Genomic DNA, 26,404 nt, shown 5'->3' with positions numbered 1-26,404 from the left:
TTTGCTTTTGGGCAATGCGGCGCATAAGCCGCGCCCATGACGATTTCCGAAACCGGTCCCGACACCGATCTCGACAATTTGGTGCGCCGCGTCGATCCCGACCGCTGGCTGGCCAGCCGATTCGTCGCGGACTCGAAGGCCCGCGCCGACGTTGTGGCGCTGTACGCCTTCAATTACGAACTCGCCCGTGTCGCCGGCGGGGTCACCAACGCCTTAATGGGCGAGATTCGGCTGACCTGGTGGCGCGAGGCCATGGACGAGGTCGCAGCCGGCCAGGCCCCTCGCAAACATCCCACGGTCGAAGCCGTGGTCGCTGCTGGCTATCCGTTGACGGCCCTGGCGGAGATGGCGCAAGCCCGGTTGACCGATCTGGACGCCGCGCCCTTCGAGGACGAGGGCCAAACCCTGGCCTATGTGGACGCCACGGCCGGCGCGGTCATGATGCTCAGCGCCTGGCGGCTGGATCCCAAGAGCGACCTTCACGCGGTCAAGAGCGCGGCCCGGGCCTACGGCTTGGCGGGGCTATGGCGGCTGAAGCAGGTGGGCGCTGGCAGACTGCCTTCGGACTGGACCCAGTCCGAGGTCCGCGGCCGGATCGCCGAAGCGCTGGCCAAGGCGCGCGGCGAGTTGAGGGCCCTGCCAGTGGCGGCGTTCCCGGCCGCCGCGCTGGCCGCGCTGGCGCAGGCCCAGACCGGCGGCCGGACGTTGGGCGTCCTGGAAACCCAGGCCCGTCTCACCTGGGCGGTGGCGACGGGCCGGGTCTGATCGCGGGCGCGGGCTAGAGCATTTCCCGACCTGACTGCGTCAGGCCGTGAGCTCTAATCTTTTGTTTTGACGCATTTTTCTTCACGCGAACCGGAACCACTTCGCTCGAAAAATGCTCTAGCGCGTCGTCTTGGTCCATTTGTCCAACCACTGCAGGACCTCGGCGTGCCATTGCACCGAGTTCTGGGCTTTCAGCACCCAGTGGTTTTCGTTGGGGAAGTAGAGCAGCTTGCTCGGAACGCCCTTGCGCTGCAGGGCGGTGAACGTCCCGATGCCTTCTTCCAAGGGCACGCGGAAGTCTTGGCCGCCCTGGACCACCATCGTGGGGACGCTCCATTGATCGACATGGTCGGCGGGATTGAACTTCGAATAGGTGGTGTTGGCCGCATAGGGCGGGCCGCCGTTTTCCCACTCGCTGAACCACAACTCCTCGGTCGAATAACCCATGAAGCGGCTGTCGAAGATGCCGTCGTGATTGACCAGGCATTTCCACGGCTCTTTCCACTGGCTCGCGATCCAGTTGACCATGAAGCCGCCGTACGAGCCGCCCAGGGCGCAGGCGCGGTCCTTGTCGAGAAAGCTGTACTTGCCGGTGGCGAAGGCCCAGCCCTTCTGAAGGTCCTCCAGCGGCCGGTCGCCCCAATGCTGGCTGATGGCGTCGGTGAAGGCCTGGCCGTAGCCGGTCGAGCCGTGGAAATCGATCATCACGACGGCGTAGCCGGCCCCGGCATAGGTCTGGGCGTTCCAGCGATAGTGGAAGAGGTTGCCGAAGCTGCCCTGCGGCCCGCCGTGGATCAGGAAGGCGACGGGGTATGTCTTGGCCGGATCGAAATTGGCCGGCTTGACGACGTAGCCGTGCACGGTCTCGCCGTTCCAGCCGGGGAAGCTGAACTGCTCGGTCTCGCCCATGGCCACGCCGGCCAGGGCCTCGGCGTTGTTGTTGGTCAGCTTGATCGGCGCCTCGCCCTTCTTGGTGGTCGAGATCGCGTAGAGCTGGGCTGGACCCTTCAGATCGTCCTGGGCGTAAACCAGCGTGCCGCCACCAAGGCCGAAGGCGCTGACATGGCCCTCGCCGGTCAGGGCCATGACCCTGCCGGACTTCACGTCGACGGCGAACAGCTTGGTCTGACCCACGTCCTCGGCGGTCGTGTAGATCGTTTTGCCGTCCGCGCTCCAGGCGATCGACTGTGCCGAGCGATCCCAGGTCGGGCTCATCTCGCGAACCTTGTCGCCTTCACGAACCATGATCGCCATGCGATCGGCCTCGAACCCTGGACGCTTCATGGCCAGCCAAGCCGTCGTCTTGCCGTCCGGTGAGGCGGTGGGCTGGGAATCCATCGCCTCATTGGCTTCGGTTTCATTGATCGGAGCCGAGGCGCCAGTCAGCGGCGCCCGCCACAGGTCATAATTGGTGCTCCACGCCTCCTCGCGATCGGCGAGCTTGGCCGAGAACACCACCGACTTGCCGTCGGGCGTGATGTTGAAGTCCTCGTCGCCGCCGAACGGCTTGGTGGGCGTATCGCCGTTGAAGCCGTTCATCAGGGCGACGGGCGCGCCGCTCACTAGGCCCTGGTCGTCGAGCTTCAGGGCATAGAGATGGTTTTGAAGACCGTCCGCCCAGGTGTCCCAGTGACGGATGAACAGCTTGTCGTAGACCACGCCGGTGGTCTTGGCCGCGCCCTTGGCCGCAAGCTTGTCCTTGGTGCAGTCCAATGTGTCGCAGTCGGGGAACACGGCCTGCGAAATGACCAAGCTCTTGCCGTCGGGCGCGATCTTGAACACGCCAACGTCGAACGGGGCCTTGGTCACCTGGGTCGCGGCTTCGGCCGCCAGATCGGTGCGATAAACTTGGTCGAGGCCGCCTGTCCGTCCCGAGACGAAATAGATCGCCTTGCCGTCCGGCGACCAACGCCCGCTGGAGACGCCGCCGTCGGAGATAGCCAGCCGACGCGGGGCCATGCGCGCCTTCAGGTCGACGATCCACAGCGACACCGACGCCTTGTTGGCCGCGTAGTCCATCGTCCGCACGCTGTAGAGGACATAGTGGCCGTCCGGCGACACCCGCGGGTCGCTGATCCGTTCAAGGTTGACCATGTCCTTGGCGGTAAAGCCCCGGGCCTGGGCCAAGGCGGCCGGCGCGACCGCGAAGGCCGCGAGCGAAAGGGCGAGGGCCGAGGCGGCTGTACGCAAGGTCTTTGTCATCGAAGCAGTATCCACGAGGCTATGGCGCCGGAAGGTCGCGGAAGCCTAGCGAGAGCGTGCTCCCTAGGCCACACCTAACGCAGAACTTTACCGGGCCCCGCGCCGAGCGTTGCAATGCGGCGCGAAAATGGCGGTGAAATGGCCAGAAAAGCCATGAAAAACAACTCGGTAAACAGGTAACAAACCGAAACAGGACTTGCTTTGCCGCGACGCAGCATTGTCCCTAAATGGTACGCGGGGCGAGAGGTGGTCGAAGAGCTACTCCGTCGGTCAAGTTTTAAGGGTCTCGTTTTGTCGGCTTCGGCATATTTTCAGCATACGGTCGCTGGACCGGTGATCTTCGCGGGGGTGGGCCTGCATACGGGGTCGCATGTCCGCGTCGCCGTGCGCCCCGCGCCGGTCGATGCCGGGATCGTCTTCGTCCGCACCGATGTGCAGGACCGCGATAACCGCGTGCCGGTTAAGCCTGAAGCCGTTTGCCAGACTCAACTGGGCACTGTCATCAACAACGCCGCCGACGTGCGCGTCTCCACCATCGAGCACCTGATGGCCGCCTTGGCCGCCCTGGCCATCGACAACTGCGTCGTCGAGTTGGATGGTCCGGAAGTGCCGATCATGGACGGGTCGTCCGAGCCCTTCATGCGGATCCTTGATCGCGCCGGTCGTCGCAAGCAGGAAGCCGCGCGTCGCTACATCGAGATCCTCCACGCCGTGGTGGTTCAGGACGGCGAAAAGCAGGCCAGCCTCTCGCCGTCTGATCGTTTCGAGGTCGCCTTCGAGATCGCCTTCGCCAGCAAGGCCATCGGCCGCCAGCGCGTCGACCTGACCATCGACGAGGAGTCGTTCCGCGCCGAGCTGTGCGACTGCCGCACCTTTGGCTTCGTCCGCGATGTTGAAGCGCTGCGCGCCATCGGCCTGGCCCGAGGCGGCTCGATGGAAAACGCCGTGGTCATCGACGGCGACCGGGTGCTCAATCCGGAAGGTCTGCGTCGTCCCGACGAGTTCGTGCGCCACAAGGCGCTGGACGCGGTGGGTGACCTCTATGTCCTGGGCGCGCCGATAATCGGCCGGTTCGAGGGCGTTCTCGCCGGTCATGGCCTGAACAACGCGGTCGTACGCGCCCTGATGGCCAATCCGCGCGCCTGGCGTCTGCGGACCCATTCGGTGGAATTGGCAGAAGCCGTCTGACATTCCGTGCGCGGTCATCGCGCTTCGACCTGATTTGGTCAAAAAGTCGATGTCATTAGGGTTTGGGCGGATTCCTCGGGGGATGCGTCTTGGGGCGTATCCTTCTCACGGCTCGGCTTCCATTTGCGCCCGCATCGGCGTGGTGTAGAAGCCTTGCACGGCGCAGGAGCGCACGTTTGCTTCGAGGGTGAAAAGTCCGTGCTTCGTAATTTCTCGGGACGCCAGGCCGCTACCGTCGCGACCGCCCTGCTGGTCGCCCTGTCGGTCACCGCCTGCGCCGGCAAACACAAGAAGCCGACCCTGGCCTATGAAGAGCGCCCGGTGGAGCTGCTCTATTCGACGGGCGCCAATCGCCTGGACCGCGGCGCCTGGAACGAGGCCGTCGACTATTTCCGCGAGGTCGAGCGCCAGCACCCCTATTCGGAATGGTCGCGCCGCTCGATCCTGATGACCGGCTACGCCCACTACCAGGGCAACCAGTACAACGAAGCGATCTCGGACGCCGATCGCTTCATCGGCCTTTATCCGGGCAACCCGTCCGCCTCCTACGCCTATTATCTGAAGTCGATCTGCTATTTCGAGCAGGTCGTCGACGTCAATCGCGACCAAGCCGCCACAGAACAGGCCTTGGCCGCCCTGCGCGACGTGGTTCAGCGCTATCCCAACTCGGAATACGCCCAAGACGCCCGCCTCAAGATCGACATGGTCAACGACCAGTTGGCCGGTAAGGAAATGACCATCGGTCGCTACTACCTGCGCAACGGGCAGACCCTGGCCGCGATCGGGCGGTTCCGCACCGTCATCGATCGCCACCAGACCACCTCTCACACGCCCGAGGCCCTGTACCGGCTGGTCGAAAGCTACATGACCCTGGGCCTGCTGGACGAAGCCAAGCGCAATGGGGCGGTGCTGGGCTACAACTTCCCGGGCGATCCCTGGTACGCCGACGCCTACAAGCTGCTGAACAACGCTGGCCTCAAGCCCGCCGTCGAGCCGCTGAAGGCCGGTAACAAGAAGAACATGCTGGACCGCCTGACCCAGGACAAGGACGCTACCCTGGCCCCGCCCGGTGAGACCAAGTCCAAGAGGAGCGGCATCAAGGGCGTTCTCGGAATGTGATTTCAAGGGGCCGGTCCAGAGGATCGGCCCCTGTTTTCGAAACGTTCTTTCAAAAACCTTGATTCCCGGCGATCCTGCGCGACATGCTGATTGGCCTTTCCATCCGCGACGTCGTGCTCATCGAGAGCCTGGACCTGGCCATCGGGCCGGGCCTGACCGCCCTGACCGGTGAAACCGGCGCGGGCAAGTCGATCATTCTCGACGCCCTGGGCCTGGCGACCGGCGCCCGGGCCGACGCCGGGCTGGTGCGGCGCGGGGCCACGGGCCATGCCAGCGCCACCGCCATTTTCGCCCTGCCGGCCGACCACGCCGCTTTCGCCTATCTCGACGACAAGGGCCTGGACTATGCCCGCGACGAGGACTTGGTCCTGCGCCGCCAGCTATCGCCCGATGGTCGCAGTCGCGCCTTCGTCAACGATCAGGCCACCAGCGTTGGTGTGCTCAAGGACCTCGGCGCGCTGTTGCTCGAGGTTCATGGCCAGCACGAGACCGTCGGCCTGCTCGACCAGCGCACCCACCGAACCCTGCTCGACGCCTATGGCGTCGTGAGCCTCGGGACCGTCGCTGGAGCGTGGAGCGCCTGGCGGGCCGCTCGAGAGAAAGCCGCCGCCCTGCGCGACCTCGCCAACCGCGCCACGGTCGAGACCGAGGAACTGACCCTTCGCCTGTCGGAACTGGACCGTCTGGATCCGCGCGAAGGCGAGGAAGCTCAGTTGGCCGAGGAGCGGGCCCTGCTGGGCTCCGCCGAAAAGGCCCTGGCCGATATCGATGCGGCTCGCGACGCCCTGGGCGGCGACGCCCTGTCGGGCAGGCTGGCCGGCGCCTATCGTGCGTTGGAAAGGGCGCGTGAACGCGCGGTCCAGGCCGGCGCGCCCGCCGATGGTCCAGCCATGCTCCGGCTCACCGCCGCCTGCGAGGCGGTGGACCGCGCCTTGGTCGAGGCCCAGGAAGCCACCGCCACCATCGACGCGGCCGCCGACAGCTTCGAGTTCCAGCCCGACCAGTTAGACAAGACCGAGGAGCGCCTGTTCGCCCTGCGCGGCATGGCCCGCAAGCTGAACCTGGCCGTTGAGCTGCTGCCCGCAGCCCGCGCCGACTTCGCCGCCCGCCTGCAAGCTATCGAGACCTCAAGCGAAGCGCTGAAGGCGGCCGAGGAAGAGGCCGCTGGCGCCCGCGACGCCTATCTCTATGCCGCCGAAGCGCTGTCGGCCGAGCGCCGCGCCGCCGGTGATCGCCTGGCCGCGTCTGTCGAGTCCGAGCTGGCGCCGCTGAAGTTGGAAAAGGCTCGGTTTCGGGTCGCGATCGAGACCCTAGACGAGGACCGCGCCGGTCCCGCCGGCATGGACCGCATCGCCTTCGAGATCTCCACCAATCCCGGCGCGCCGTTCGGACCGATGGAGGCCATCGCCTCCGGCGGCGAACTGGCGCGCTTCGCCCTGGCCCTGAAGGCCGCCCTCGCGGGTCGCGAGGGCTCTCAGCCGCTGATGATCTTCGACGAGGTCGATCAGGGCGTTGGCGGGGCCGTGGCCGACGCGGTGGGCCTGCGGCTCAAGCGCCTGGCGACCAACGCCCAGGTGCTGGTCGTCACCCATTCGGCCCAGGTCGCGGCCCGCGCCGACGCCCACTGGCGGATCGCCAAGTCGGGTGACGACACTGCGATCCGCACGCGGGTCGAACCGCTGTCGCCCGTCCAGCGTCAGGAAGAGATCGCCCGGATGCTGTCGGGCGCCGAGGTCACCGAGGCGGCGCGGGCGGCGGCGCGGGCGTTGATCGGCTAGTCAGGCCGGAGCAGCCTTTGCCTTTGGCGCGAGATCCTTGCGCGACCCGCCCTTGATCCACACCTGCAGCGGCGCGTCGACATAGAGCATTTTTCGAGCGACGTGGTTCCGGTTCGCGTGAAGAAAAATGCGTCAAAACAGAAGATCAGCGCTCGAACAGCCACGCGGCGGCGATGCAGGCGGGCAGGGCCATCGCCCAGACGAGCCAGAGCATCGCATCGTCCAGGTCGAGTTTCGCGGCCACTGCGCGGGCGGCGCCGAACCAGATCACGGCGGCCAGCTGATTGGTCAGGAACGCCAGGCGGCCGGGAAGCCCGCATAGCAGACGATCAGGGCGGACAGCGTCCAGGTCGGCATGTTCCAACCCGACGCTGCTGGCACGAACCAGGCCTGGACCAGGAAGATCTGCGGTGGCAGCTGGCTCCATTGGAACCACTGCGGGTTCTGAGGCGCCAGGCCGATGGCCCCCGTTCCAAACACGAAGCCGGCGAGCAGGGCCAGCATGATCAGGTGCGCCGGCCAGATACGCAGGATGCGGCGCTCGAGAAACTCGCCGGTTCCCAGCCCATGGTCCAGCACAAGCTGACCGTAGGTCTTGGCCAGAACCTAGCCCGAAAGCATCAGAAAGAAGTCCGTCGCGAGATAGCCGCGTCCAAGGGCCGGATCGCAAACAGCGAAACCGGGGCTCGCTTGGCCACGTGATAGAGCACGATGAACAGCGCCGCGACGAACCGCAGGACGTCAAAGGCGCCGCCACGAGCCAAGCCCGCGTCGTTCTGGGACATCGTTGCGGGCTGGGTCATGCGGCGAGCTTCTGAGCGTCAGCGGCTAGGCAAGGCTGTCGGCTTAAAGCTCCTCCCCCACAGGGGGAGGAGCGGCTAGTCTGCCGCCGTCTCAGCTTCCGCCGGATTCGCCCGTGTCCCAGATCGCCGTTGCCGACCTCACCGAAGCCCAGGCCGCCCTTGAGCTGGAGCGCCTGGCCGACGACCTGACCGGTCACGACCTGCATTATCACCAGCAAGACGCCCCGACGATCACCGACGGAGAGTACGACGCCCTCAAACGCCGCAACCTCGACATCGAGGAACGCTTCCCGCATCTGGTGCGCGACAATTCCCCGTCTGTCCGGGTCGGGGCGGCGCGGGCCGAGCAGTTTTCGCCGGTCGAGCACGGCGTGCCGATGCTCAGCCTCGACAACGCCTTCTCCAACGACGAGGCGGCGGAGTTCGACGCTCGCGTCCGGCGGTTCCTGCGGCTGACGAACGAGCCGGTGTTCTACACGGCCGAGCCGAAGATCGACGGACTGTCGGCCTCGCTGCGCTATGAAAAGGGCGTGCTGGTCCAAGGCGCGACGCGAGGCGACGGCCGGGTCGGCGAGGATGTCACGGCCAATCTGCGCACCATCGGCGACATCCCCCACAGGCTGAAGGGCGCCGGCTGGCCCGACATCATAGAGATCCGCGGCGAGGTCTATGTCGAGCTAGAGGCCTTCGCCGCCTTCAACGCCGCCGCGCTTGAGGCCGGCCAGCGCACCTACGCCAACCCCCGCAACTTCGCCGCCGGCTCGCTGCGCCAGATCGACCCGAAGATCAGCGCCCAGCGGCCGCTGCGGTTCTTCGCCTACGCCTGCGGTCTGGTCAGCGGCCCCTTCGCGGCCGGCCAGTGGGAGGCGCTGGGGACGCTGGAAGCCTGGGGATTCGTCACCACGGCCCCGCCGGCCAAGAGGGTCCAGGACGCCCAGGGGCTGCTCGACGCCTATGCCGCGTTCGAAGTGCTGCGCCCCAAGCTCGATTTCGATATCGACGGGGTGGTCTACAAGGTCGACGACCTGGAGCAGCAGCGGCGCCTGGGTTTTGTGTCACGCTCGCCCCGCTGGGCCGTCGCCCGCAAGTTTCCGGCCCAGCAGGCTCGCACGATCCTCGAGGCCATCGACCTGCAGGTCGGCCGCACCGGCGCGATCACGCCGGTGGCGCGGCTCAAGCCCGTTGCCGTCGGCGGGGTCTCGGTCACTAACGCCACCCTGCATAACGCCGACGAGATCGCCCGCAAGGACGTGCGGATCGGCGACACGGTGATCCTGCAGCGGGCCGGCGACGTGATCCCGCAGATCGTCGGGCCGGTGCTGGAGGAACGTCCGGAGGGCGCCACGCCGTTCGAATTTCCGAGCCATTGCCCCTGTCCGCTGAGGACAGCGCTGGTCAAGGAGACCACCGCCTCGGGCGCCGAATCCGTGGTGCGCCGTTGCAGCGGTGAGTTCGCCTGCCCGTTCCAGCGCATCGAGCACCTGCGCCACTTCGTGTCTCGCCGAGCCTTCGACATCGAGGGCCTGGGCGAGAAGCAGCTGGCCGCCTTCTTCGAGGACGGCTGGATCAAGGAGCCGGCCGACATCTTCCGGCTGGCCAAGGACGAGGAAAAGCTGGCCGTGCTGCGCGAGCGCGACGGCTATGGCGAAACCTCGGTCGCCAACCTGGTCAAGGGAATCGAGGCGCGACGCACCATTGGCCTCGATCGGGTCATCTACGGCCTGGGCATGCGCGACATCGGCGAGACCACCTCGACCGTGTTGGCCCGCAACTTCGACCGGTTCGAGGAGCTGCAAGCCGCAGCCGAGCGGGCAGCCGGGCAACTGCCGGGCGCGGTCTATCTGGAACTGGCCGGCGCGGCGGGGGTCGGTCCAAAGGCCCGCGACGAGCTGGTCGAGGCGGGCCGGGGCGGGCTGAAGGCCGATCCCTGGCCGGAGGCCGACAGTTTGGAGGTCAAGATCGGCCATGCCGTGCCAAAGCTCTCCAAGCCCGCCAAGGTCGCCCTGGCCGAGCGCTTTGGCGACTGGGAGGCCTTCGCCCAGGCCCTGGTCGAGGCCGCCGACGGCGCGCCGGGCGACGACTATCTCCAACTGGCGGCGATCGACGGGATCGGCCCGGTTGCGGCCCAGTCGATGGCCCGGTTCTTCGCCGAGGATCACAATCGCGAGAAGGTGGCCAATCTAATCGCCCAGCTCGACATCCAGGCCGTGGCCAAGCCGAAAACCGATACCGCCGTGGCCGGCAAGACGATCGTCTTCACCGGCGCCCTGGAGAAGATGACCCGCGACGAGGCCAAGGCCCAGGCCGAGGCGCTGGGCGCCAAGGTGGCCTCGTCGGTGTCGAAGAAGACCGACCTCGTGGTGGCCGGGCCAGGTGCGGGGTCGAAGCTGAAGACCGCCGGCGAATTGGGAGTTCAGGTGATGACCGAGGACGAGTGGCTGGCAATGGTGGCGGGGTAGGCGTCGCGCCTTCGCTTTTCAATTCATGGCCGGTTCAGGCGAACGCGCGTTAGAACAGGCTAACAATACTTAGGAGAGACGATCCTATGAAACTGCCCATCCTCGCCGCGGCCTTCGCCGTGGCCATCGCCGCCCCGGCTTTCGCGCAGGACGCCATCGGCCTGTGGCAAACCGAAACCAATGGCGGCCAGGTCGAGATCAGCCGCTGCGGCAACAGCCTGTGCGGCAAGCTGGTGACGTCAAACCACATCAAGGCCGATCCGACGATCAAGGACGTCAAGAACAAGGACGCCAGCCTGAAAGCCCGTCCGTTGAAGAATATGCAGATGCTGTACGACTTCACCGGCGGCCCGACCAGGTGGACCGGCGGCAAGGTCTACAACGCCGACGACGGCGGCACCTATTCGGGCACCATCACCCTGACCTCGCCCAATTCGCTGAAGCTGAAGGGCTGCATCGTGGCCCCGCTGTGCAAGACGCAGAAGTGGACGCGGATTAAGTAGTCAGCGGCTCGCTTATTCCTGCCCTTGTGGCAGAGGTGTCGGCGCAGCCGACGGAGGGCGAGTGTCGGTGAGGTGGGTCTGCTCCCCCCACCGGCGCCTTCGCGCCGCCGCCCCCACAGTGCCCCACAGGGGGAGGACCTAAGCGCCTAAAGCGGCGCGCAGACCTCTTCCAGCCAGGCCCCGACCTCCGGCTCCACCAGCGGCCCGATCTCCCGAACCACCCGCGCGTGATAGGCGTCGAACTGGGCGATCTCCTCGGGGCTCAACAGGCTCCTGTCCACCAGCCGCCGGTCGATGGGGGCCAGGGTCAGAGCCTGGAAGCGGTGCATCGGGCGGTCGCCGTCGCCGACGGCTTCGGCGGGCATCACAACCTCTAGGTTCTCGATGCGGATGCCGTACTCACCGTCTTTGTAGTAGCCCGGCTCGTTGGAGACGATCATCCCGGGCTGCAACGCGATGGTGTTGGGAGCTTTGGAAATCCGGTGCGGACCTTCGTGGACGCCCAGATAGACCCCGACGCCGTGGCCAGTGCCGTGGTCGTAATCCAGGCCATGGCTCCAGAGGGCGGCGCGAGCGAAGGCGTCGATGGCCGAGCCAGTGGTGCCTGCCGGAAAGCGCAGGCGGGCTATGGCCAGGTGGCCTTTCAAAACGAGGGTGTTTCGGGTGACCATCTCGGCGGTCGGCTCGCCGATCGCCACGGTGCGGGTGACGTCGGTGGTGCCGTCCAGATACTGACCGCCGCTATCGACCAGGAGCAGTGACCCCAAGGCGGCGCGCTCGTTTGAGCGCTCAGTCGGACGATAGTGCGGCAGGGCGCCATGGCCGTTGGCCGCGCCGATGGTGTCGAAGCTGAGGTCCTTCAGCAGACCAGTCGCCTCGCGGAAAGCTTCCAGCTTGGCGACGGCTTCCTTCTCGTCCGGCGGGTTGATCTGCCCTTCGGTGGCCAGCCAGTGCAGGAAGCGCGTCAACGCCGCGCCGTCGCGGCGGTGGGCCTTCTGCGTGCCGGCGATCTCGACGGCGTTCTTGCAGGCGCGGGGCAGGGTGCAGGGATCCATGGCGCGGACGACCGAGGCGCCGGCGGCGGCCAGGGTGTCGAAATACCAGGCCGAGGACTGGGCCGGGTCGACGACCACGGCCTTGCTGGACAGGTCGGCCAGGGCCCCGTCCAGGGCCTCGGATGGTTCTAGCCACACCTGGTTGCCCAGCCACGCCGACAGGCCTTCGGCGACCTTGGCCGGGTCTAGGAACAACCGCGCCGTGCCGTCGGCGCGGACCACCGCCTGGGCCAGGGGCAGGGGCGAGCGGATCACATCTCCGCCGCGAATGTTGAACAGCCAGGCGATCGAGGCCGGAGCGGTGATCACTGCGGCGTCGGCGCCCAAGGCGGCGATGGCCCCGCCGATCCGGGCGCGCTTTGAGGCCGACTCCTCGCCGGCATAGTACACGGGCTGGGGGACGACGGGCGCGGCGGGTTGGGCCGGACGCTCAGCGCCCCAGGCCTGGTCGATGGGGTTGACCGACACGGGCTTGAGCGCCGCGCCGGCCTTGCTGGCGGCGGCCTTCAGCGCGTCGAGCGCCTGAGGGCTGTGCAGGCGGGCGTCGTATCCAATCACCGCGCCCTTGTGGACAGTTTCGAGATAGGCCGGGACGCCGCCCTCGACGAGGTCGCGAATCTCGAACACACCCTGGTCAACCTGGTCACGGACCTGAAGGGTGTAGCGTCCATCGACAAAGACGGCGGCGCGGTCGGCCATGATGACGCCAGCCCCAGCCGAACCGGTGAAACCGCTGGCCCAGGCCAAGCGGTCATTGGCGGTGGGCAGATATTCGTTCTGGTGCTCGTCCTCGTGGGGCACGAGGAAGCCGTCCAGGCCTTGCAGCGCCATGGCGGCGCGGATCAGTGGGACATGGCGGGGGCCGAAGCCCGGCTCGGTGGATTCATCGAAGGTCTGGCGCATGCCTTCGATTTAGTCCGACCCGGCCGGGCAGGGAAGAGCCAGCCGCTACTGGGCCGGTTGCGGGGCGGGCTGCTCGGCCATGGGGGCGACTGTCTCGTCGCGCGAAGCCGCAGCGCGGGCGGCGGCGTCCTGAGCCACCCGTGCGGCGTTGGCCGCCGTCACCTCGGTCGAGCGACGGGCGCTGTCGGCGGCGGCCGCGGCGTCGCGGGCCGCCTGTTGGGCGACCATCGTCGATTGGGCGGCGCCCACCTGGGCGCCTTCGATCTGCCCGACTGCGCGGCCCTGATCCTGAGCCTGGGCGATCTGGTCCTGGCTGGGGGTGCGCGCTCCGATCGTCAACATGAAGGCCACAGCGATCACCGCCACGACGGCCACCACGCCGGCCACGAACCAGCCGGTCGCGCCACCCTCCCGGCGCACCACGACTTCGCGCGGCGGTAGCGGGGCGTTGGGGTCGATGTAGGTCATGAGGTTGCTCCTGGAACGTACGAGTGCCGCAGGAGAAACGTCAGGACCGTGAAGGACGTTCCGCGCTCTACGGCCGTTGCAGAACCAGCGCCGCCCAAGCGTCGCGATGGATGCGGCTCACCACCTTGAAGCCGCGCGAGACGTAGGCGGCCTTCACCATCCGCTCCTGGGTGCGCAGCAAGCCCGACAGGATCACCGTGCCGCCGGGGACCAGGGCGGTCTTGATGTCCTGGGCCAGGCTGATCAGCGGGCGGGCCAGGATGTTGGCGAACACCAGGTCATAGGGGGCGTTGTCGGACACCAAGCGGTTGGACAGGCCCGCGGCGTGGACGAACCTGGCGTTGGCGCGATTTACCTTGGCGTTCTCCTTGGAGATCCGCACGCTGGGCCTGTCGATGTCAGTGCCCACGGCGATTTTCGAGCCCGTGCGTGCGGCCGCAATGGCCAGCAGGCCCGTACCGGCCCCGACGTCGAGCACCTTGTTGAACTTGCGAGCCTTGATCAGGCGGTCATAGGCCTGCAGGCAGCCGACCGTGGTGCCGTGGTGGCCGGTGCCGAAGGCCGCGCCGGCCTCGATGCGGAGGTTGACCGTGCTGGCCGGCAAGCGGCCGCGATCATGCATGCCGTAGACGAAAAACCGACCCGCCCGCACGGGCGGCAGGCCCGACAGCGCCATGGCCAGCCAGTCGGCGTCGGCCAACTGCTCCCGGATCACCTTCAGCTTGTAGCCGGCCAGGACTTCGAGCAGGCCGGCGTCTTCCTCGTCATTGGTCGGGAAGGCGTCGATGCGCCAGAGACCCTTGTCCTCGTCCTCTTCCAGGATCGAGTAGGTCGCGCCTTCGAGGTCGGGATGGTTGTCGATGGCGTCTGCGGCGGCTTCGGCGACGGCGCGCGCGCCGCGGGCGACGATCTGCTGGGGCGTGTAGTCGGTCATGGCGCTTCCGTAGCGGTCCAGAGCAAGCCGCGCGATACAGAAATCGCACGGCTTGCTCTAGATTTTTGTTTTCGCACCGTTTTCGCGGAAAACTGGGTCCCACTTTTCCACACGGTGCTTCACGCGCCGAAAGGCGAGACCGGGCGCTTGCCAAATGTCGAGGCGCGGCCCTCGTCGGTCGCCCAGATCTCGACCGTCGGCTCGCCCGACGCCAGAGACCAGGCCAGCGGTGGCGGCTGGAGAGCGATCGAGGGCAGGGCCCATCTGGCGGCGCCGAGATCGGCGAGCACCGGTCCGAGCAGGCGGGTCACCGCCGCGCAGGCCAGAGCCCAGGCGATGCCGTTACGCTCCAGGATGAAGCTCTCGGAGAGGGTGGTCGTCAGGAAGATCACCAAGAAGAGCGGTGTCCAGTAGCCGTCGCGCAGGCGCTGGAAGCGGAACAGGCCGACCAGCAGGGCGCTGCCCAGCACCAGGGCGCAGAGGCCCACGCCGATCCAACCCAGCTGCGCCAGGATATCGAGCCAGCCGTTGTGGGCGGTGGACACCAGCCAACCGGTCTCCTTGCGGATCCAGTTCGCGGGCGCGGATTCCAGGGTCCAGAGGACCGCACAGCCATAACCGGTCAGCGGTTGCTTGGCCGACTGGCGCAGCACCGCAGCCCAGATGTCGGTGCGGCCGGTCAGGGTCATGTGGTTGGACCCGGCGCCTTGAAGATCAGCGCCGGGTCCAACCACATGACCATCACGCCCAAACCAATGACGGTGACGCCCAGCCACAGCACGATAATCGCCGTGGCCGGCCCACGCCGGGTGATGGCCAGCATCGCCGAGCCCCCCAGGCCCAGCATCAGCGCCAAGAGCGAGGTCTTGGACTTGGTCGCCGGCAGGAGCGGGCTTAGGAGCTTGACGCCGCCATCGCGACCGGGGCGGGGGTCGCCACCGGCGGTTCGGGCGCTTGCGACGCCTCAGGCGCGGGCGGCGCATCCTCTGGCAGGCGCGTGTTCAATATATCGCCGCCGGTCGACGCCCAGCTGCGTTCCGCGGGCTCGGCCATGCGCGCCGGCTGAACATGTGGCTCGGGTTCGCGCCAAGCCGGCGCGGTATATTCCGGGACCTCGTACGAGGCCACCAGCACCGGCGGCGGATCCATGCGCTGGGCGTCCAGGAAGTCGGTGCCGATCACGTAGTCGGGGACCTTGCCGCTGGGCCAGGCGATAGGCTCGGCCTCGGCATATTGGCTGTCGTAGGTGGGGACGGATTCAATAAACGGTTCATCCTGCGGGCCAGTCTTCAGCGCGATACCGCCGGTCAGGCCGGTGGCCAACGCGACGACGGCGCCGATCATTGGGGTGCGGTGCTGGAGGAGGAAATCTTGCGCGTCCATATCCATGAAGCGCACTAAGCCACAATTCGTTCGATCCCACAGTGACGATTGCTAGGCTGCCACTCGTCCAGACGGGAAATGCCACCATGCAACGCCGCCACATGCTTCGCCAACGCGCTTCTGGAGGTCACGCGCGCCTCGGGGATCGCCATGGCCAGCAGCATCCCCGCCGCCACGCCGCCTTCCTCGCCGCCTTCGCGGGGAGGAAGGCCATGTGGTGGATATATTTCTCGTTCACCGCCCAGGCCGCCAGCGAGGCGATCAGCCACGCCAAGGACCCCGGCGCGGTGGCGCGCGCCGCCTATACCTAAAGCCACCTGCTGCCGATCGCCGGCATCATCGTCACGGCTGTGGCGGAGGAGCGGGTGCTACACCACCTGCTGGGCCATGCTGACCTGAAGACCGCCGCCGCCCTGACCGGCGGGCCGTTCCTGTTCATGCTGGGCGGGCTACTGTTCAAGAAGGCGGTGTTCCGCCTGTGGTCGCCGTCGCGCGGGGCGAGGTTGGTGGGGTTGGCGGCGCTGGCTCCGCTGAGTCTGTCCATGAGCCCGCTGGTGCTGTCGGTCGCGACGACAGCCGTGCTCGCGGGCGTCGCGGCGTTCGAAAGCCTGGCGATGCGCCGGCGCGAAAGTCTCTCCCATGGGAAGAGGGTCTCAGACCCTTAGACCCTCAGCGCTGCGTCCGTCGCGCGCACCAGCCCGTCGATGATCCCCGGCTCGGTGGACGCATGGCCGGCGTCCCAGACGATCTCGAAATGGGCTTCCGGCCAAGCGCGGTGAAGCGACCAGGCGCTGTCGAGCGGGGTGACGACGTCAAAGCGGCCCTGGATGATCCACGCCGGGATGTGACGGATTTTGTCGATGTTCTTCAGGATCCAACCGTCGTGCTCGAAGAAGCCCTCATTGGAGAAAAAGTGGTTTTCGATCCGCGCGAACGCGATGGCGAAGTCTTCTTCATTGAACTTGGGCGGTCGCGCCTCGGGGCCTCGCAGCGAGATGGTGTCGCCCTCCCACTGGCTCCAGGCGTTGGCGACCTGCGCCTGCACCCGGCGGTCGGGATGGGTGAGGCGCTTGTGATAGGCCCCCATCAGGTCGCCGCGCTCCTCGATCGGGATGGGAGCCAGGAACCGTTCCCAGGCGTCGGGAAACAGCATCGAGGCGCCTTCCTGATAGAACCAGCGCAGCTCCTTCTGGGTCAGCAGAAAGATGCCGCGCAGCACCAGGCCTTCGACCCGGTCCGGATGGACCAGGGCGTAGGCCAGGGCCAGGGTCGAGCCCCAAGAGCCGCCAAACACCGTCCACTTCTCGACGCCCAGGTGCTCGCGCAGGCGCTCGATATCGGCGATCAGGCTCCAGGTGGTGTTATCCTCCAGGCTGGCGTTCGGACGCGAGCGGCCGCAGCCGCGTTGATCGAACAACGCCATGCGCCATTTAGCCGGATCGAAGAACCGCCGCATGGTCGGATTGACCGCCCCGCCAGGGCCGCCATGCAGGATCACCGCCGGCTTGCCGCGCGGCGCGCCGCATTCCTCGTAATAGATTTCGTGTGGGCCATCGGTGGTCAGCCACCCGAACGAAAAGGGCTCGATGTCGCGAAACAGGCTGCGGCGGCCGGCGGAGGACATCACGGAGGCGGAGGCGTTACGATCCATGCCCGCGATCCTAGCCCGGTTTCGGGGGCGGTGGGAACGGCAGGAATGGGGTTCATTTCCCGCTGCCGGTCGCGTATCCGGGTTCCATGATCGATCGACTCCCTTGGGCTCCGCGTCTGCGAACCGCCTCTGGCTGGCTGGAGATCGGTCGCGGCGGGCTCGGCGCGTTGCTGGGCTTAGCGGTGACGGGCGTACTGGCGCGGGCGATGATTGGGGGCGGACCCCTGACCTCGCCGCTGCTGGTCGCGCCGATCGGGGCTTCGGCCGTGCTGGTCTTCGCCGTGCCCGCCAGTCCCCTGGCTCAGCCACGTTCGGTGATCTGCGGCAACGTGCTGTCGGCGGTGGTCGGGATCGCCTGCGCGCAATTGTTCCCGGACCCGATGATCGCCGCGCCGCTGGCGGTGAGCCTGGCGATCATGGCGATGGCCTTGACCGGTTGCCTCCACCCGCCAGGCGGCGCCGTGGCGCTGATCTGTGGCCTGGGCGGGTCCGAGGTGACGCGCCTCGGTTACCACTTCGCTCTCAGCCCGGTGGGCCTCGACAGCCTGTTGTTGGTCGGGGCGGGCGTGGTCTTCCACCGCGTCACCAGGCGATCATATCCGCACCGTGCGCCGGTCCTGGCCGCCAGCCCGCATGGGACAGCCGATGCGCCACCGTCCACGCGGGCCGGCTTTACCAGTGGTGACCTGGATGCCGCTCTGGCGCGCTATGGCGAGCTGCTCGACGTCAGCCGCGATGACCTCGACGCCCTGTTCCGCCAGGTCGAGCTGCAGGCCCATCAGCGCTTGCACGCACAAATCCTCTGCGGCGACATCATGTCGGCCGACGTCATCACGGTCGATCCGCAGCAGAGCTGCGACAGCGCCTTACGCTATATGCGCGACCACGACCTGCGCACCGCCCCCGTGATCGACGGCGATCGCAAGGTGCTGGGCCTGGTGCGCCGCGCCGAACTCCAGGCCAATCGCGATCACAAGGTCGAGGCGGTGATTGACCCCTTCGTGCACCGCGTGCGCGAGAGCACGCCGATCCAGGCCCTGCTGCCCCTGCTGTCCAGCGGCCAGGTGCACGAGGCGGTGGTCGTCGACGCCGACCGGGTGCTGAAGGGCATCGTCACCCAGACCGACCTGCTGGCCGTGCTCTATCGCGCCCACGTTGTCGAGGCGATGGCGGCCAACAGATGATCGCAACCCGCGCCGACTTTCCGTATTCTCCCGAGTCATGAACAACCCCGAAGACCTCAGCGACGACGAGCTACTGGCGATGCTGACCCCGCGTCAGCTGGCCGAGCTGGACCGCGCCATCGCCGAGATGATGGGCCCCGAGGGGCTGGACAAGGTGATCTCGCTGCAGGTGATGGCGCAGGTGTACAGCGTGCGGGCCACCGAGCGAGACGAGGTCTCCGCCTTGGCCATGCTGCAGATGGCGGCCGCCATGCGGCGGCGGGCGGTGATTCTGGCGGGCTAATAAGGGCGCCGCGCATCCTTTGAGGCCCGCTGCGCGAGCGCCTTGGGAAGGAGCTTTGCAGAATTCCTCATCCTGAGGTGCACCCGCTGGCGAAGCCTCGCAGGATGCAAAGCGCTTAGTTTGGAAACCGCCGCCCGAGCCAGTCGATCAGGATTTCGTTCACCCGCTCGGGTTTTTCCTGTTGCGTCCAGTGACCGCTGCCCTCGACCAGCACCTTTTCCAGGTCCGAAATCTGGTCACCCATCCGGTCGGCCATCGCGGGCGGCAGCACCACATCGTGCTCGGCCATGATCATCAGGCAGGGTACGCCATCGATGCGGGTGGGCAGGCGCTCGGCCATCTCCCAGTTGCGGGTGAAGTTGCGATACCAGTTGATGCCGCCGGTGAAGCCGGTCCGCTGGAAAGTCTCGACGAACACCGCCAACTCCTCGGGCGCCAGAAGCTGGTTCGAGTCCCCGCTTGGATCGTAGTGGGCCAAGCCGTCCAGCAGGGCCAGCGACCGCTTCTCCGCTGGCCGCGCCGCGAAGTCGCCTTGTGTGCCGTTTGGCTTGCGCATGAAATAGCGCATGGTCTTTTCCACATCGGCGATCAGTTGAGCGTCGGCGACGGCGGGTGTCTGGAACTGGACGATATACATGTCCTCGCCGAAGGCGTGGCGGAACATGGCAATGGGATCCATCGGGAGGCGGGGGGTGAACGGCGTGTTAAGCCCGATCACCCCGGCGGTGCGGGCGGGATGCATCAGTGGCATCTGCCAGACGATGATGCCGCCCCAGTCATGGCCGCAAAATATCGCCTCCTTGACGCCTAGGTGATCGAGCAGGCCAACCAGGTCGCCAGTCAGGTGCTCCATGTCATAGGCCTCGACCGCCTCGGGACCTTGCGTCAGGCCATAGCCGCGCTGGTCGGGGACAATCACCCAGCGACCCGCCGCCGCCAGGGCCGCAATCTGCCAGCGCCAGGAATAGGAAAATTCCGGAAAGCCATGACACAGCACGATCGGGACGCCCTGGCGCGGCCCGGCCTCGTAATAGGCCATGCGGACGCCGTTGACCTGCGCATACGACGGGGCGGGCAGGGCCGGAGCAAGGTGAGACATGGCATTTCCTGCTTTTGTTATTGTTGATCACCTTGCCGGTGCTGGACCGACGCGGCAAGCGGCCGATTCGTACGGTCAAGGCCTTACCCTTATGGAAAGCAGGCGTAAAAGCGCTGCCATGACCGATCCTGCCGCGCCGCTTCCCGCCGTTACCCCCTGGCGGCTCGTCCTGATGCTGGGGGCGCTGACCGCCTTCGCGCCGATGTCGATCGACATGTACCTGTCGAGCATGCCCGATATCGCGCGGACCCTGCACGCCGGGGCCGACGACACTCAAGCGACCTTGGCGGCCTTCTTCGCCGGCATGGCGATCGGCCAGTTCCTGTACGGCCCGGCGTCGGACCGGTTCGGCCGCCGACCGCCGTTGTTGCTGGGCATCGGCATCTATGTGGTGGCCTCGGTGGTCTGCGCCATGGCGCCGTCGATCCAGGCGCTGATCGGCGCTCGCTTTGTTCAGGCCCTGGGCGGGTGCGCGGGGGCGGTGATCGCGCGCGCGGTGGTGCGCGATCGCTTTAACCACTCCGACACGGCCCGGGTGCTGTCGCTGATGACCCTGATCATGGGGCTGGCGCCGGTGCTGGCCCCGCAGTTCGGCGGGGTGGTGCAGGTCTTCGCCGGCTGGCGCGGGGTGTTCTGGACCCTGACGGTGTTCGGCCTGCTGATCGGCCTGTGGATCGCGCTGAGCCTGACGGAATCGCGTTCCGAGGCCACCGCCGTCCAAGCCCGTTCGGAGAACCCGTTCCGGGCCTACGGCGCGTTATTGAGCCAGAAGCGGCTGGTCGGTTACGGCGTCGCCGGGGCCCTGAACGGCGCGACCCTGTTCACCTACATCTCAAGCGCGCCAGACCTGATCATGGGGACCTACGGCCACCGGCCGCTGACCTTCAACATCATCTTCGCCTTCAACGCGGTGGGCATCATCGGGGCCAGTCAGGTCAACCGGCTGCTGCTGCGCCGCGCGACGCCGGACCGGGTGCTGGTGCGGGCCAGCATCGCCTCGATCGTCGCCGCCTTTCTGCTGGCGGCGGCGGCGTGGAGCGGGGTCGGCGGCCAGTTCACTGTGCTGCCGCTGCTGTTCGCCGCCTTGTCGACCTATGGTCTGATGGCCGGCAACACCATGGCCGGGGCGTTGAGCGTCGATCCGATCCGGGCGGGCTCGACCTCGGCCCTGATGGGCGGGGCGTCTTTCGCGGCCGGAGCCCTTGCCTCCTGGATCGGCGGCCTGCTGCATGACGGCACCGCTCGGCCCGTGGCGGCGGTAATGTTCGCCTGCCTGATAGGCTCCAGTCTGGCGATCTTCCTTTTGGCGGTTCCGAAGGACCAGCGGACCAAGGTCCCGGCCTAGGGTCCAGACTCATTGAGCCCACCAGATGATGATTGCGGCGATGAAGACGGCGCTGGCGAAGATGGAGGCGAGTTTGTCGTAGCGGGTTGCGACGCGCCGCCAGTCTTTGAGCCTGCAGAACATCCGCTCGACGAGATTGCGCTGCTTGTAGGCCTCTGGATCGAAGGGCTGGAGGTTCTTGCGGGTAGGATTGTTGGGGATGACGGGCGTGGTGCCGCGTTCGATGAGGAAGCGCCGCAACTTGTCGGCGTCGTAAGCGGTGTCGGCCAGACAGAGGCGCGCCCTGGGAAGGGACTCCAGCAATGGCCTAGCGAAGGGGGCGTCGCCGCGCTGTCCGGCGGTTATTTCGAAGGCGATGAGGTGTCCCTTGCCATCGACGACGGCGTGGATCTTGGTCGTGCGGCCGCCGCGCGAACGGCCGATCGCCTGGATTTCGGCCCCCCTTTTCCCCCGCCCGCCGAGCGGTGGGCCTTGGCGCTGGTGGAGTCGATCATGTGGACATCGTCGGGACTGAGCGCGACCAAGGCCGTAAACAGCCGCCGCCACACGCCCTTGATCGTCCAGCGGCGGAAGCGATTATAGATGGTCGTCGGCGGGCCGTAGACCGCCGGGCAGTCCTGCCAGCGGCAACCCACTTTCAGCACATGGATGATCCCGCTAATCACCCGCCGGTCGTCCACCCGACGGGCGCCAGACTGGTTCTTCGGCAAAAGCGGATCGATTGCCGCCCACTGCCGATCCGATAACCAGAACTCTCCAGCCATGATCCACCTCCGTTCCAAAGAGTGAATCACAGCAAGAATGCTTCAATCAATACCTTGATTGGGTTTTGACCCTAGAGCACTTCCCGACCTGACTGCGTCAGGCCGTGAGCTCTGATCTTTTGTTTTGACACATTTTTCTTCACGCCAACCGGAACCACTTCGCTCGAAAAATGCTCTAGTCGGCGGTGTCCGCAACCGCGCCAGCCCGCCAGGCCAGGATCAGCCAGCCAGCCAAGAAGCACAGGCCGCCCAGTGGCGTGATCGCTCCCAGGATACGCGGCGCGCCGAAGGCCATGGCGTAGAGCGAGCCCGAGAACAGCACCGAGCCAGTCAGGAAGAGGCTCGGCGTCCACAAGTCCGCCTTGCCGCCGGCTCTCCGCGCCGCCAGCCAGCAGAACACCGCCAGGGCGTGGATCATCTGATAGAGCGCGCCAGTGTGCAGCAGCTCGGCGGCGCGGGCATCCTTGGCCCCATGGGCGGCGAAGGCGCCGAAGGCCACGCCCAGGAAGCCGCTGAGCGCCGCCAGCCGAACCATCAGGCCGACTGGCCTGGTCATTTCTTATGCTTGAGGTGCGCGGCGAGCTCGGCCGGCGTGATGTCGATGATCGACGGCGCGGCGGCGTTGTAGGCGGCGGTCTTGTCCAGATCCATGACCACGCTGCGGTGGCCTTCCCAGATCATGTGGCCGGCCACGTAGAGCACGATGGCCAGGCCGATGAAGCCGATCCAGCGGAACCGGTGCAGCAAGTTGGCTATCGCACTGGCGGCCAGGCCCATCAGGGCGATCGACAGCAGCAGGCCAAACACCAGGATGGCGGGGTGCTCGCGGGCGGCGCCGGCCACGGCCAGCACATTGTCCAGCGACATCGAGACGTCGGCGATCAACACCTGCAGGAAGGCTTGCTTGAAGCTCTTGGCCGGTTTGACGTGGGGCTCGGTGGTTGGATCATTGTCCAGCATCGCCCGCGCGTCCGCCTGGTCGTGGGTGAACTGCTCGCGCAGCTCGCGCCACATCTTCCAGCAGACCCACAGCAACAGCACGCCGCCGGCCAGCAGCAGGCCAATGACGCCGAGCAGCCAGGTGGTGATCAGGGCGAAGCCGATGCGGAGCACGACCGCTGCGCCCAGGCCGTACAGGATGACCTTGCGGCGATCCTTGACCGGCAGGCCGCCGGCCGCCAGGCCAACGGCCACAGCGTTGTCGCCCGCGAGGACAAGGTCGATCATCAGGACGGACAGGAAGGCCGCGAACGGACCATCCAGCCCGCCCACCTGGGCTATGAGCGCATCAAACATGCGGCTTCAATGCGTCAGGCTGGGCGGTCTGGCAAGCATCGCCTAGTGCGCGGGCTCGAGTTCCTTGTGGGTCTCGCGGCCTTCGACATGTTGACCATGGTCGGCATGGGCGTCGTGATCGTCCGCGTGCTCGACGGGATGGACCTCGGCGTGGTCGTGACCGCTGACAGGCAGGGCCTCTCCGGCCGGCGCGACGACATGATGACCGTCATGGGGGTGGTCGTGGTGGTCCGGTTCGGCGTGGGTCTCATGGCCGTGATCGTCGCGAGCGGGGTCGCCAGCATGGGCGTCGTGCTCAGGACTGTCATGACCATGGTCGTCACGAGCGTGATCGTCATGGCCGTGGTGGTTGACCGCAGTGGCCACCGCTGCGCCGGCCAAGGCGCCACCAGCGGCGGCCACCATCGGGTTCACATAGTTGACGCTGGCCGATTGCGGCGGCGCTCCGAATTCCATCTCGTTGCGGCCGTAGTCGGTCAGGGTGCGGAACTTGCGCTGGCGCTCGGCTCGGGTCCTCGAGGCCGAGGCGTTGCGGGCGATCGCGACCAGGATCAGCAGGGCCAGCAGCACCAGGGCGCCGCCCAGCACCGACTTGCCTTGGACCTTGCCCAGGCCCGGCACGTCGATGGTCTCGAAGCCGCCCAGGCTGGGCAGGGCGAACTTGAAGCCCTTGGTGGCTTCCTGAACCTTCTCGCGCATCGGTGCGACCTGCTTGGCGATCGAGCCGAGCGAGAAGCCTTGGGCGGGCTTGGTCCCGTTCAGCTCGACGCCGAATTCGGTTTTCAACGCGCCGGTCGCCTTGTCGGTGGGCTTGACCTGCCAAGCGAAGGTCGGGGCTTCACCCGGCTTTACCACGGCGGTCTGGCGGCCGTTCGGGGTGATCTGGTAGCCTTCGCCCTGCAGGTCGGCATAGGCGCTGGTCTTCTTGGCCGCCTTGGTTAGGCCCAGCTTGGCGGCTTCCTTCTTGATCATGTCGCCGAGGGTGGCGGGCAGGGACAAGGTGACCTGGCCCTCCTTGCCCTGGGCCAGGCTTTCTCCCGAGGCCAGGACGGCGCCCTTGGTGGCTTCCGGCGCCACGGCCGCTTGCAGCTTCTGTAGCTTGGTGAGGACCTTCGGCGGCGCGGCCTTGACCGGCGCGACGATGGCCGGGGTCGGGGTCGGGGTCGGGGCCTTGGCCACAGCGGCGCCGGGTTTGACGGCGGCGACGGGCTTCACCGGGGCCGGAGTTGGCGCCACGGCCACGGGCCTGACGGCGGGCTTGATCACCGGATGAGCGACCGGCGCGGGCGCCGACTTGCCCACGGGCCGTGGCGCGGCGATGGCGGCGTGATGCGCGACGGCGCGCGGCTTATAATGCACGACCCTATGCTTGGGATTGGCGATCGGGGCCATGGCGGTCACCAGGGTGCCGTCGGCGCGCCGCCAGGTTTTCAGACCGGGGTGGCTGGACACGGGGACCGGCGCGGCGACCGGCAGGGTCGAAGCCGCGGGGCCGCCAAGCAGGCCGTCGGCCGGCGTGGTCTCGCTCGGCGCGGCGCCCATCAGCTCGGGGGTCTGGGTCGCGCCATATCCCGGCGCGGCCGAGGCGGGCGGCGCCTCGACAGGTTCGCGCGCGCCGCAACCGGCCACCACCAAAACCCCAACCGCGCATCCGGCCAGAGCCGTCAAACGGACTTTGTTATGCAACATCGGGTCCCCCGATCCCATGTTCGAACTCCCGGCAAGCGTCGCCTGTAGGAACAAGCGTTGAGAGAACCACGTCATCGCGACGAAATCAAAACGGTTAAGAGAGATTCACGAACTGGTTTCTTCCTACGGGCGAACTTTTGACGCTTCGTAGAGCGCCACCGCTGCCGCCGCAGACACGTTCAAGCTCTCAAACCCGCCCGGCATGGCAATTTTTCCCATCGCATCACAATGTTCGGCAACCAAGCGTCGGACGCCTTCGCCTTCCGATCCCAGCACCAGAACCGTCGGGCGGCCGTCCAGAACCTGGTCCAGGGTTTGTTCGGCCTCGCCAGCCAGACCCACGGCCCGCCAGCCCAGGTCGCTCAGTTCTTCCAGGGCGCGGGACAGATTGACCACGCGGGCATAGGGTATCTTGTCGATCGCCCCGACGGCGGTCTTGGCCAGCACGCCTGACAGGGCGGGGGCATGGCGGTCCTGGAGTATCACGCCGCGCGCGCCGAACGCGGCGGCCGAGCGGAAGATGGCGCCGATGTTCTGGGGGTCGGTGATCTGGTCGAACATCACCAACAGGCCCTGAGCCGGCATGCCCAGGTCATAGACCGACAGCGCCTCGGGCTCGTCGATCTTCAGCGCGATGCCCTGGTGCACCGCGCCGGGCGGCAGCTGGCGAGCAATCTCGGCGCCTTCCATGACCGTCAGAAAGGACGCCTTGGCCAGATCGGGGCTGAGTCGCTTGGCGCGGTCGGCGGTCGCCAACAGGCGTTTTGGCGCGGGCCTGGCGGGGTTGGAAAGCGCCGCCTCGACAGCGTGCGTGCCCCAGATCCAGTCCTTGGCGTCACCTTGGCCCTTGGAAAACTCGTTAGTTTTCCTGGGGTTGGAGCGAAAATCGCGACCTTTCGCAGAAGGCGGTTTCCGGTCGTTGCGTTCGGAATGAGAGGACACTATAAGACGCGCTCCGATTTGGGGCCCTGAGGGTTTCCGCGAGCCAGGGCGGCGCTGCTTTAGCACCGTCTCACCGGTCTCGAGGAAGCTTTTGTTCCTTTTTCGTGACGCGCGGCTCGCCGCGGGTTCGAGACTGGAAAGGCCGCTTTGAAAGAACTCTGCCGCGCGCTGGGGGAATGTCCCGAGTGGCAAAGGGGGGGGACTGTAAATCCCCTGGCGTACGCCTTCGTAGGTTCGAGTCCTACTTCCCCCACCACGCGCGGCGAGAGCTCCAACAAGGCTTGGCCCCAAAGCCAGAGACCGGGAGCCGACGCGACCCCGCTAGCCCGATGGGGTATATTGGGCGGGTATAGCACAGTGGTAGTGCAGCAGCCTTCCAAGCTGAGGATGCGGGTTCGATTCCCGCTACCCGCTCCAGCTCCCTATATATGACGACCCACATTCATAGCCGCCGGCGCGCAAGGTAGAGACCATGGCCAAGGAAAAGTTCGAACGTAACAAGCCGCACTGCAACATCGGCACCATCGGTCACGTTGACCATGGCAAGACGACGCTGACGGCCGCGATCACGATCACGCTGGCCAAGCAAGG

At 66.9% G+C, this 26,404-nt stretch carries 28 protein-coding genes, 2 tRNA genes and 1 pseudogene; 14 read left to right on the top strand and 17 right to left on the bottom strand.

Translation table 11 applies throughout. The features are described from left to right. The first annotated feature begins 36 nt into the window (after nt 1-36). Nucleotides 37-765 (top strand): squalene/phytoene synthase family protein, encoded by a 729-nt coding sequence (locus tag ACP694_RS13980; RefSeq protein ID WP_426013321.1) that lies wholly within the window; start codon nt 37-39, stop codon nt 763-765. Between the two features lie 117 nt (nt 766-882). Here ACP694_RS13980 and ACP694_RS13975 read toward each other — a convergent pair whose 3' ends face one another. Continuing rightward, the gene (locus ACP694_RS13975) at nt 883-2,967 is read right to left on the bottom strand and encodes a prolyl oligopeptidase family serine peptidase (RefSeq protein WP_426013319.1); all 2,085 of its coding nucleotides are present in this window, start codon (nt 2,965-2,967) and stop codon (nt 883-885) included. 291 nt (nt 2,968-3,258) lie between these two features. Between ACP694_RS13975 and lpxC the strand changes: the two genes are divergently transcribed. The 3 genes from lpxC to recN all read left to right on the top strand — a co-directional run bounded on the left by lpxC (nt 3,259) and on the right by recN (nt 7,052). Then, complete coding sequence (lpxC, locus tag ACP694_RS13970) at nt 3,259-4,155, top strand: UDP-3-O-acyl-N-acetylglucosamine deacetylase (protein WP_426013318.1); 897 nt, start codon at nt 3,259-3,261, stop codon at nt 4,153-4,155. 153 nt (nt 4,156-4,308) lie between these two features. Then, nucleotides 4,309-5,274 (top strand): outer membrane protein assembly factor BamD, encoded by a 966-nt coding sequence (locus ACP694_RS13965; RefSeq protein ID WP_426013316.1) that lies wholly within the window; start codon nt 4,309-4,311, stop codon nt 5,272-5,274. An 83-nt stretch (nt 5,275-5,357) separates the two neighbouring features. Beyond that, nucleotides 5,358-7,052: a DNA repair protein RecN gene (recN, locus tag ACP694_RS13960; protein ID WP_426013314.1), complete on the top strand. Its 1,695-nt coding sequence runs from the start codon at nt 5,358-5,360 to the stop codon at nt 7,050-7,052. Between the two features lie 145 nt (nt 7,053-7,197). Here recN and ACP694_RS13955 read toward each other — a convergent pair whose 3' ends face one another. Genes ACP694_RS13955 through ACP694_RS13945 form a run of 3 tightly spaced genes read right to left on the bottom strand, consistent with a single transcriptional unit; the run spans nt 7,198 to nt 7,855 of the window. Further along, entirely contained in the window at nt 7,198-7,323 is a 126-nt protein-coding gene (locus ACP694_RS13955) for a hypothetical protein (protein WP_426013312.1), read from the bottom strand. A gap of 17 nt (nt 7,324-7,340) precedes the next feature. Further along, nucleotides 7,341-7,631, bottom strand: coding sequence for an acyltransferase family protein (locus ACP694_RS13950; protein ID WP_426013310.1), 291 nt, complete (start codon nt 7,629-7,631; stop codon nt 7,341-7,343). A 41-nt stretch (nt 7,632-7,672) separates the two neighbouring features. Then, the gene (locus ACP694_RS13945) at nt 7,673-7,855 is read right to left on the bottom strand and encodes a hypothetical protein (protein WP_426013309.1); all 183 of its coding nucleotides are present in this window, start codon (nt 7,853-7,855) and stop codon (nt 7,673-7,675) included. Between the two features lie 113 nt (nt 7,856-7,968). On the opposite strand from ACP694_RS13945, the gene ligA reads away from it, so the two are divergent. Continuing rightward, nucleotides 7,969-10,314: an NAD-dependent DNA ligase LigA gene (gene ligA / locus ACP694_RS13940; protein WP_426013307.1), complete on the top strand. Its 2,346-nt coding sequence runs from the start codon at nt 7,969-7,971 to the stop codon at nt 10,312-10,314. Nucleotides 10,315-10,400: 86 nt separating this feature from the next. Continuing rightward, a complete protein-coding gene (locus ACP694_RS13935; protein WP_426013305.1) occupies nt 10,401-10,817 on the top strand; it encodes a DUF2147 domain-containing protein in 417 nt (138 codons plus the stop codon). A gap of 146 nt (nt 10,818-10,963) precedes the next feature. On the opposite strand, the gene ACP694_RS13930 is transcribed toward ACP694_RS13935, so the two are convergent. The 6 genes from ACP694_RS13930 to ACP694_RS13905 all read right to left on the bottom strand — a co-directional run bounded on the left by ACP694_RS13930 (nt 10,964) and on the right by ACP694_RS13905 (nt 15,560). After that, a complete protein-coding gene (locus tag ACP694_RS13930; RefSeq protein ID WP_426013303.1) occupies nt 10,964-12,775 on the bottom strand; it encodes a M24 family metallopeptidase in 1,812 nt (603 codons plus the stop codon). Nucleotides 12,776-12,820: 45 nt separating this feature from the next. Next, nucleotides 12,821-13,243, bottom strand: coding sequence for a hypothetical protein (locus ACP694_RS13925; RefSeq protein ID WP_426013301.1), 423 nt, complete (start codon nt 13,241-13,243; stop codon nt 12,821-12,823). Between the two features lie 67 nt (nt 13,244-13,310). Continuing rightward, on the bottom strand, nt 13,311-14,177 hold the full coding sequence (locus ACP694_RS13920; RefSeq protein ID WP_426013299.1) for a 50S ribosomal protein L11 methyltransferase: 867 nt from the start codon (nt 14,175-14,177) through the stop codon (nt 13,311-13,313). 119 nt (nt 14,178-14,296) lie between these two features. Then, entirely contained in the window at nt 14,297-14,866 is a 570-nt protein-coding gene (locus tag ACP694_RS13915; protein WP_426013297.1) for an O-antigen ligase family protein, read from the bottom strand. Next, nucleotides 14,863-15,033 carry a hypothetical protein gene (locus tag ACP694_RS13910; protein WP_426013295.1) on the bottom strand — a complete coding sequence of 57 codons (171 nt, stop codon included), beginning with the start codon at nt 15,031-15,033 and terminating at the stop codon, nt 14,863-14,865. Before ACP694_RS13910 ends, ACP694_RS13915 begins: the two co-directional genes overlap by 4 nt. 38 nt (nt 15,034-15,071) lie before the next feature. Next, on the bottom strand, nt 15,072-15,560 hold the full coding sequence (locus tag ACP694_RS13905) for a hypothetical protein (RefSeq protein WP_426013294.1): 489 nt from the start codon (nt 15,558-15,560) through the stop codon (nt 15,072-15,074). Nucleotides 15,561-15,646: 86 nt separating this feature from the next. Between ACP694_RS13905 and ACP694_RS13900 the strand changes: the two genes are divergently transcribed. Then, a complete protein-coding gene (locus ACP694_RS13900; protein ID WP_426013292.1) occupies nt 15,647-15,871 on the top strand; it encodes a hypothetical protein in 225 nt (74 codons plus the stop codon). Between the two features lie 54 nt (nt 15,872-15,925). After that, nucleotides 15,926-16,225 carry a low temperature requirement protein A gene (locus ACP694_RS13895; RefSeq protein WP_426013290.1) on the top strand — a complete coding sequence of 100 codons (300 nt, stop codon included), beginning with the start codon at nt 15,926-15,928 and terminating at the stop codon, nt 16,223-16,225. On the opposite strand, the gene pip is transcribed toward ACP694_RS13895, so the two are convergent. After that, complete coding sequence (pip, locus tag ACP694_RS13890) at nt 16,222-17,211, bottom strand: prolyl aminopeptidase (protein ID WP_426013288.1); 990 nt, start codon at nt 17,209-17,211, stop codon at nt 16,222-16,224. The genes ACP694_RS13895 and pip overlap by 4 nt on opposite strands. An 86-nt stretch (nt 17,212-17,297) precedes the next feature. Between pip and ACP694_RS13885 the strand changes: the two genes are divergently transcribed. After that, nucleotides 17,298-18,395, top strand: coding sequence for an HPP family protein (locus tag ACP694_RS13885; protein WP_426013287.1), 1,098 nt, complete (start codon nt 17,298-17,300; stop codon nt 18,393-18,395). A gap of 37 nt (nt 18,396-18,432) precedes the next feature. Then, nucleotides 18,433-18,678 (top strand): low temperature requirement protein A, encoded by a 246-nt coding sequence (locus ACP694_RS13880; protein WP_426013285.1) that lies wholly within the window; start codon nt 18,433-18,435, stop codon nt 18,676-18,678. A gap of 115 nt (nt 18,679-18,793) precedes the next feature. Here ACP694_RS13880 and ACP694_RS13875 read toward each other — a convergent pair whose 3' ends face one another. Further along, nucleotides 18,794-19,777, bottom strand: a complete 984-nt coding sequence (locus ACP694_RS13875) for an alpha/beta fold hydrolase (protein ID WP_426013283.1) — start codon at nt 19,775-19,777, stop codon at nt 18,794-18,796. A gap of 118 nt (nt 19,778-19,895) precedes the next feature. Between ACP694_RS13875 and ACP694_RS13870 the strand changes: the two genes are divergently transcribed. Next, on the top strand, nt 19,896-21,122 hold the full coding sequence (locus tag ACP694_RS13870) for a multidrug effflux MFS transporter (RefSeq protein WP_426013281.1): 1,227 nt from the start codon (nt 19,896-19,898) through the stop codon (nt 21,120-21,122). Between the two features lie 9 nt (nt 21,123-21,131). Here the strand turns inward: ACP694_RS13870 and ACP694_RS13865 are convergent. The 5 genes and pseudogenes from ACP694_RS13865 to rlmB all read right to left on the bottom strand — a co-directional run bounded on the left by ACP694_RS13865 (nt 21,132) and on the right by rlmB (nt 25,813). Further along, nucleotides 21,132-21,886, bottom strand: a pseudogene (locus ACP694_RS13865) (IS5 family transposase). 175 nt (nt 21,887-22,061) lie between these two features. Next, complete coding sequence (locus ACP694_RS13860; RefSeq protein ID WP_426013280.1) at nt 22,062-22,442, bottom strand: DUF423 domain-containing protein; 381 nt, start codon at nt 22,440-22,442, stop codon at nt 22,062-22,064. After that, the gene (locus ACP694_RS13855; RefSeq protein ID WP_426013278.1) at nt 22,439-23,182 is read right to left on the bottom strand and encodes a TerC family protein; all 744 of its coding nucleotides are present in this window, start codon (nt 23,180-23,182) and stop codon (nt 22,439-22,441) included. Before ACP694_RS13855 ends, ACP694_RS13860 begins: the two co-directional genes overlap by 4 nt. A gap of 42 nt (nt 23,183-23,224) precedes the next feature. Beyond that, a complete protein-coding gene (locus ACP694_RS13850) occupies nt 23,225-24,871 on the bottom strand; it encodes a hypothetical protein (protein ID WP_426013276.1) in 1,647 nt (548 codons plus the stop codon). Between the two features lie 123 nt (nt 24,872-24,994). After that, complete coding sequence (gene rlmB, locus ACP694_RS13845) at nt 24,995-25,813, bottom strand: 23S rRNA (guanosine(2251)-2'-O)-methyltransferase RlmB (protein ID WP_426013275.1); 819 nt, start codon at nt 25,811-25,813, stop codon at nt 24,995-24,997. A gap of 170 nt (nt 25,814-25,983) precedes the next feature. On the opposite strand from rlmB, the gene ACP694_RS13840 reads away from it, so the two are divergent. From ACP694_RS13840 to ACP694_RS13830, 3 genes are all read left to right on the top strand, one after another. After that, nucleotides 25,984-26,069: transfer RNA gene (locus ACP694_RS13840), tRNA-Tyr, on the top strand. Nucleotides 26,070-26,156: 87 nt separating this feature from the next. Further along, nucleotides 26,157-26,230 (top strand) — tRNA-Gly (locus ACP694_RS13835). Between the two features lie 55 nt (nt 26,231-26,285). Then, a partial coding sequence (locus tag ACP694_RS13830) for a GTP-binding protein (protein WP_426013779.1) occupies nt 26,286-26,404 on the top strand: 119 nt, incomplete at its 3' end.

It is taken from the genome of Caulobacter sp. DWR2-3-1b2 (genome assembly GCF_049896345.1).
Lineage (GTDB): Bacteria > Pseudomonadota > Alphaproteobacteria > Caulobacterales > Caulobacteraceae > Caulobacter.
This window is presented reverse-complemented; position numbering and strand designations above follow the sequence as displayed.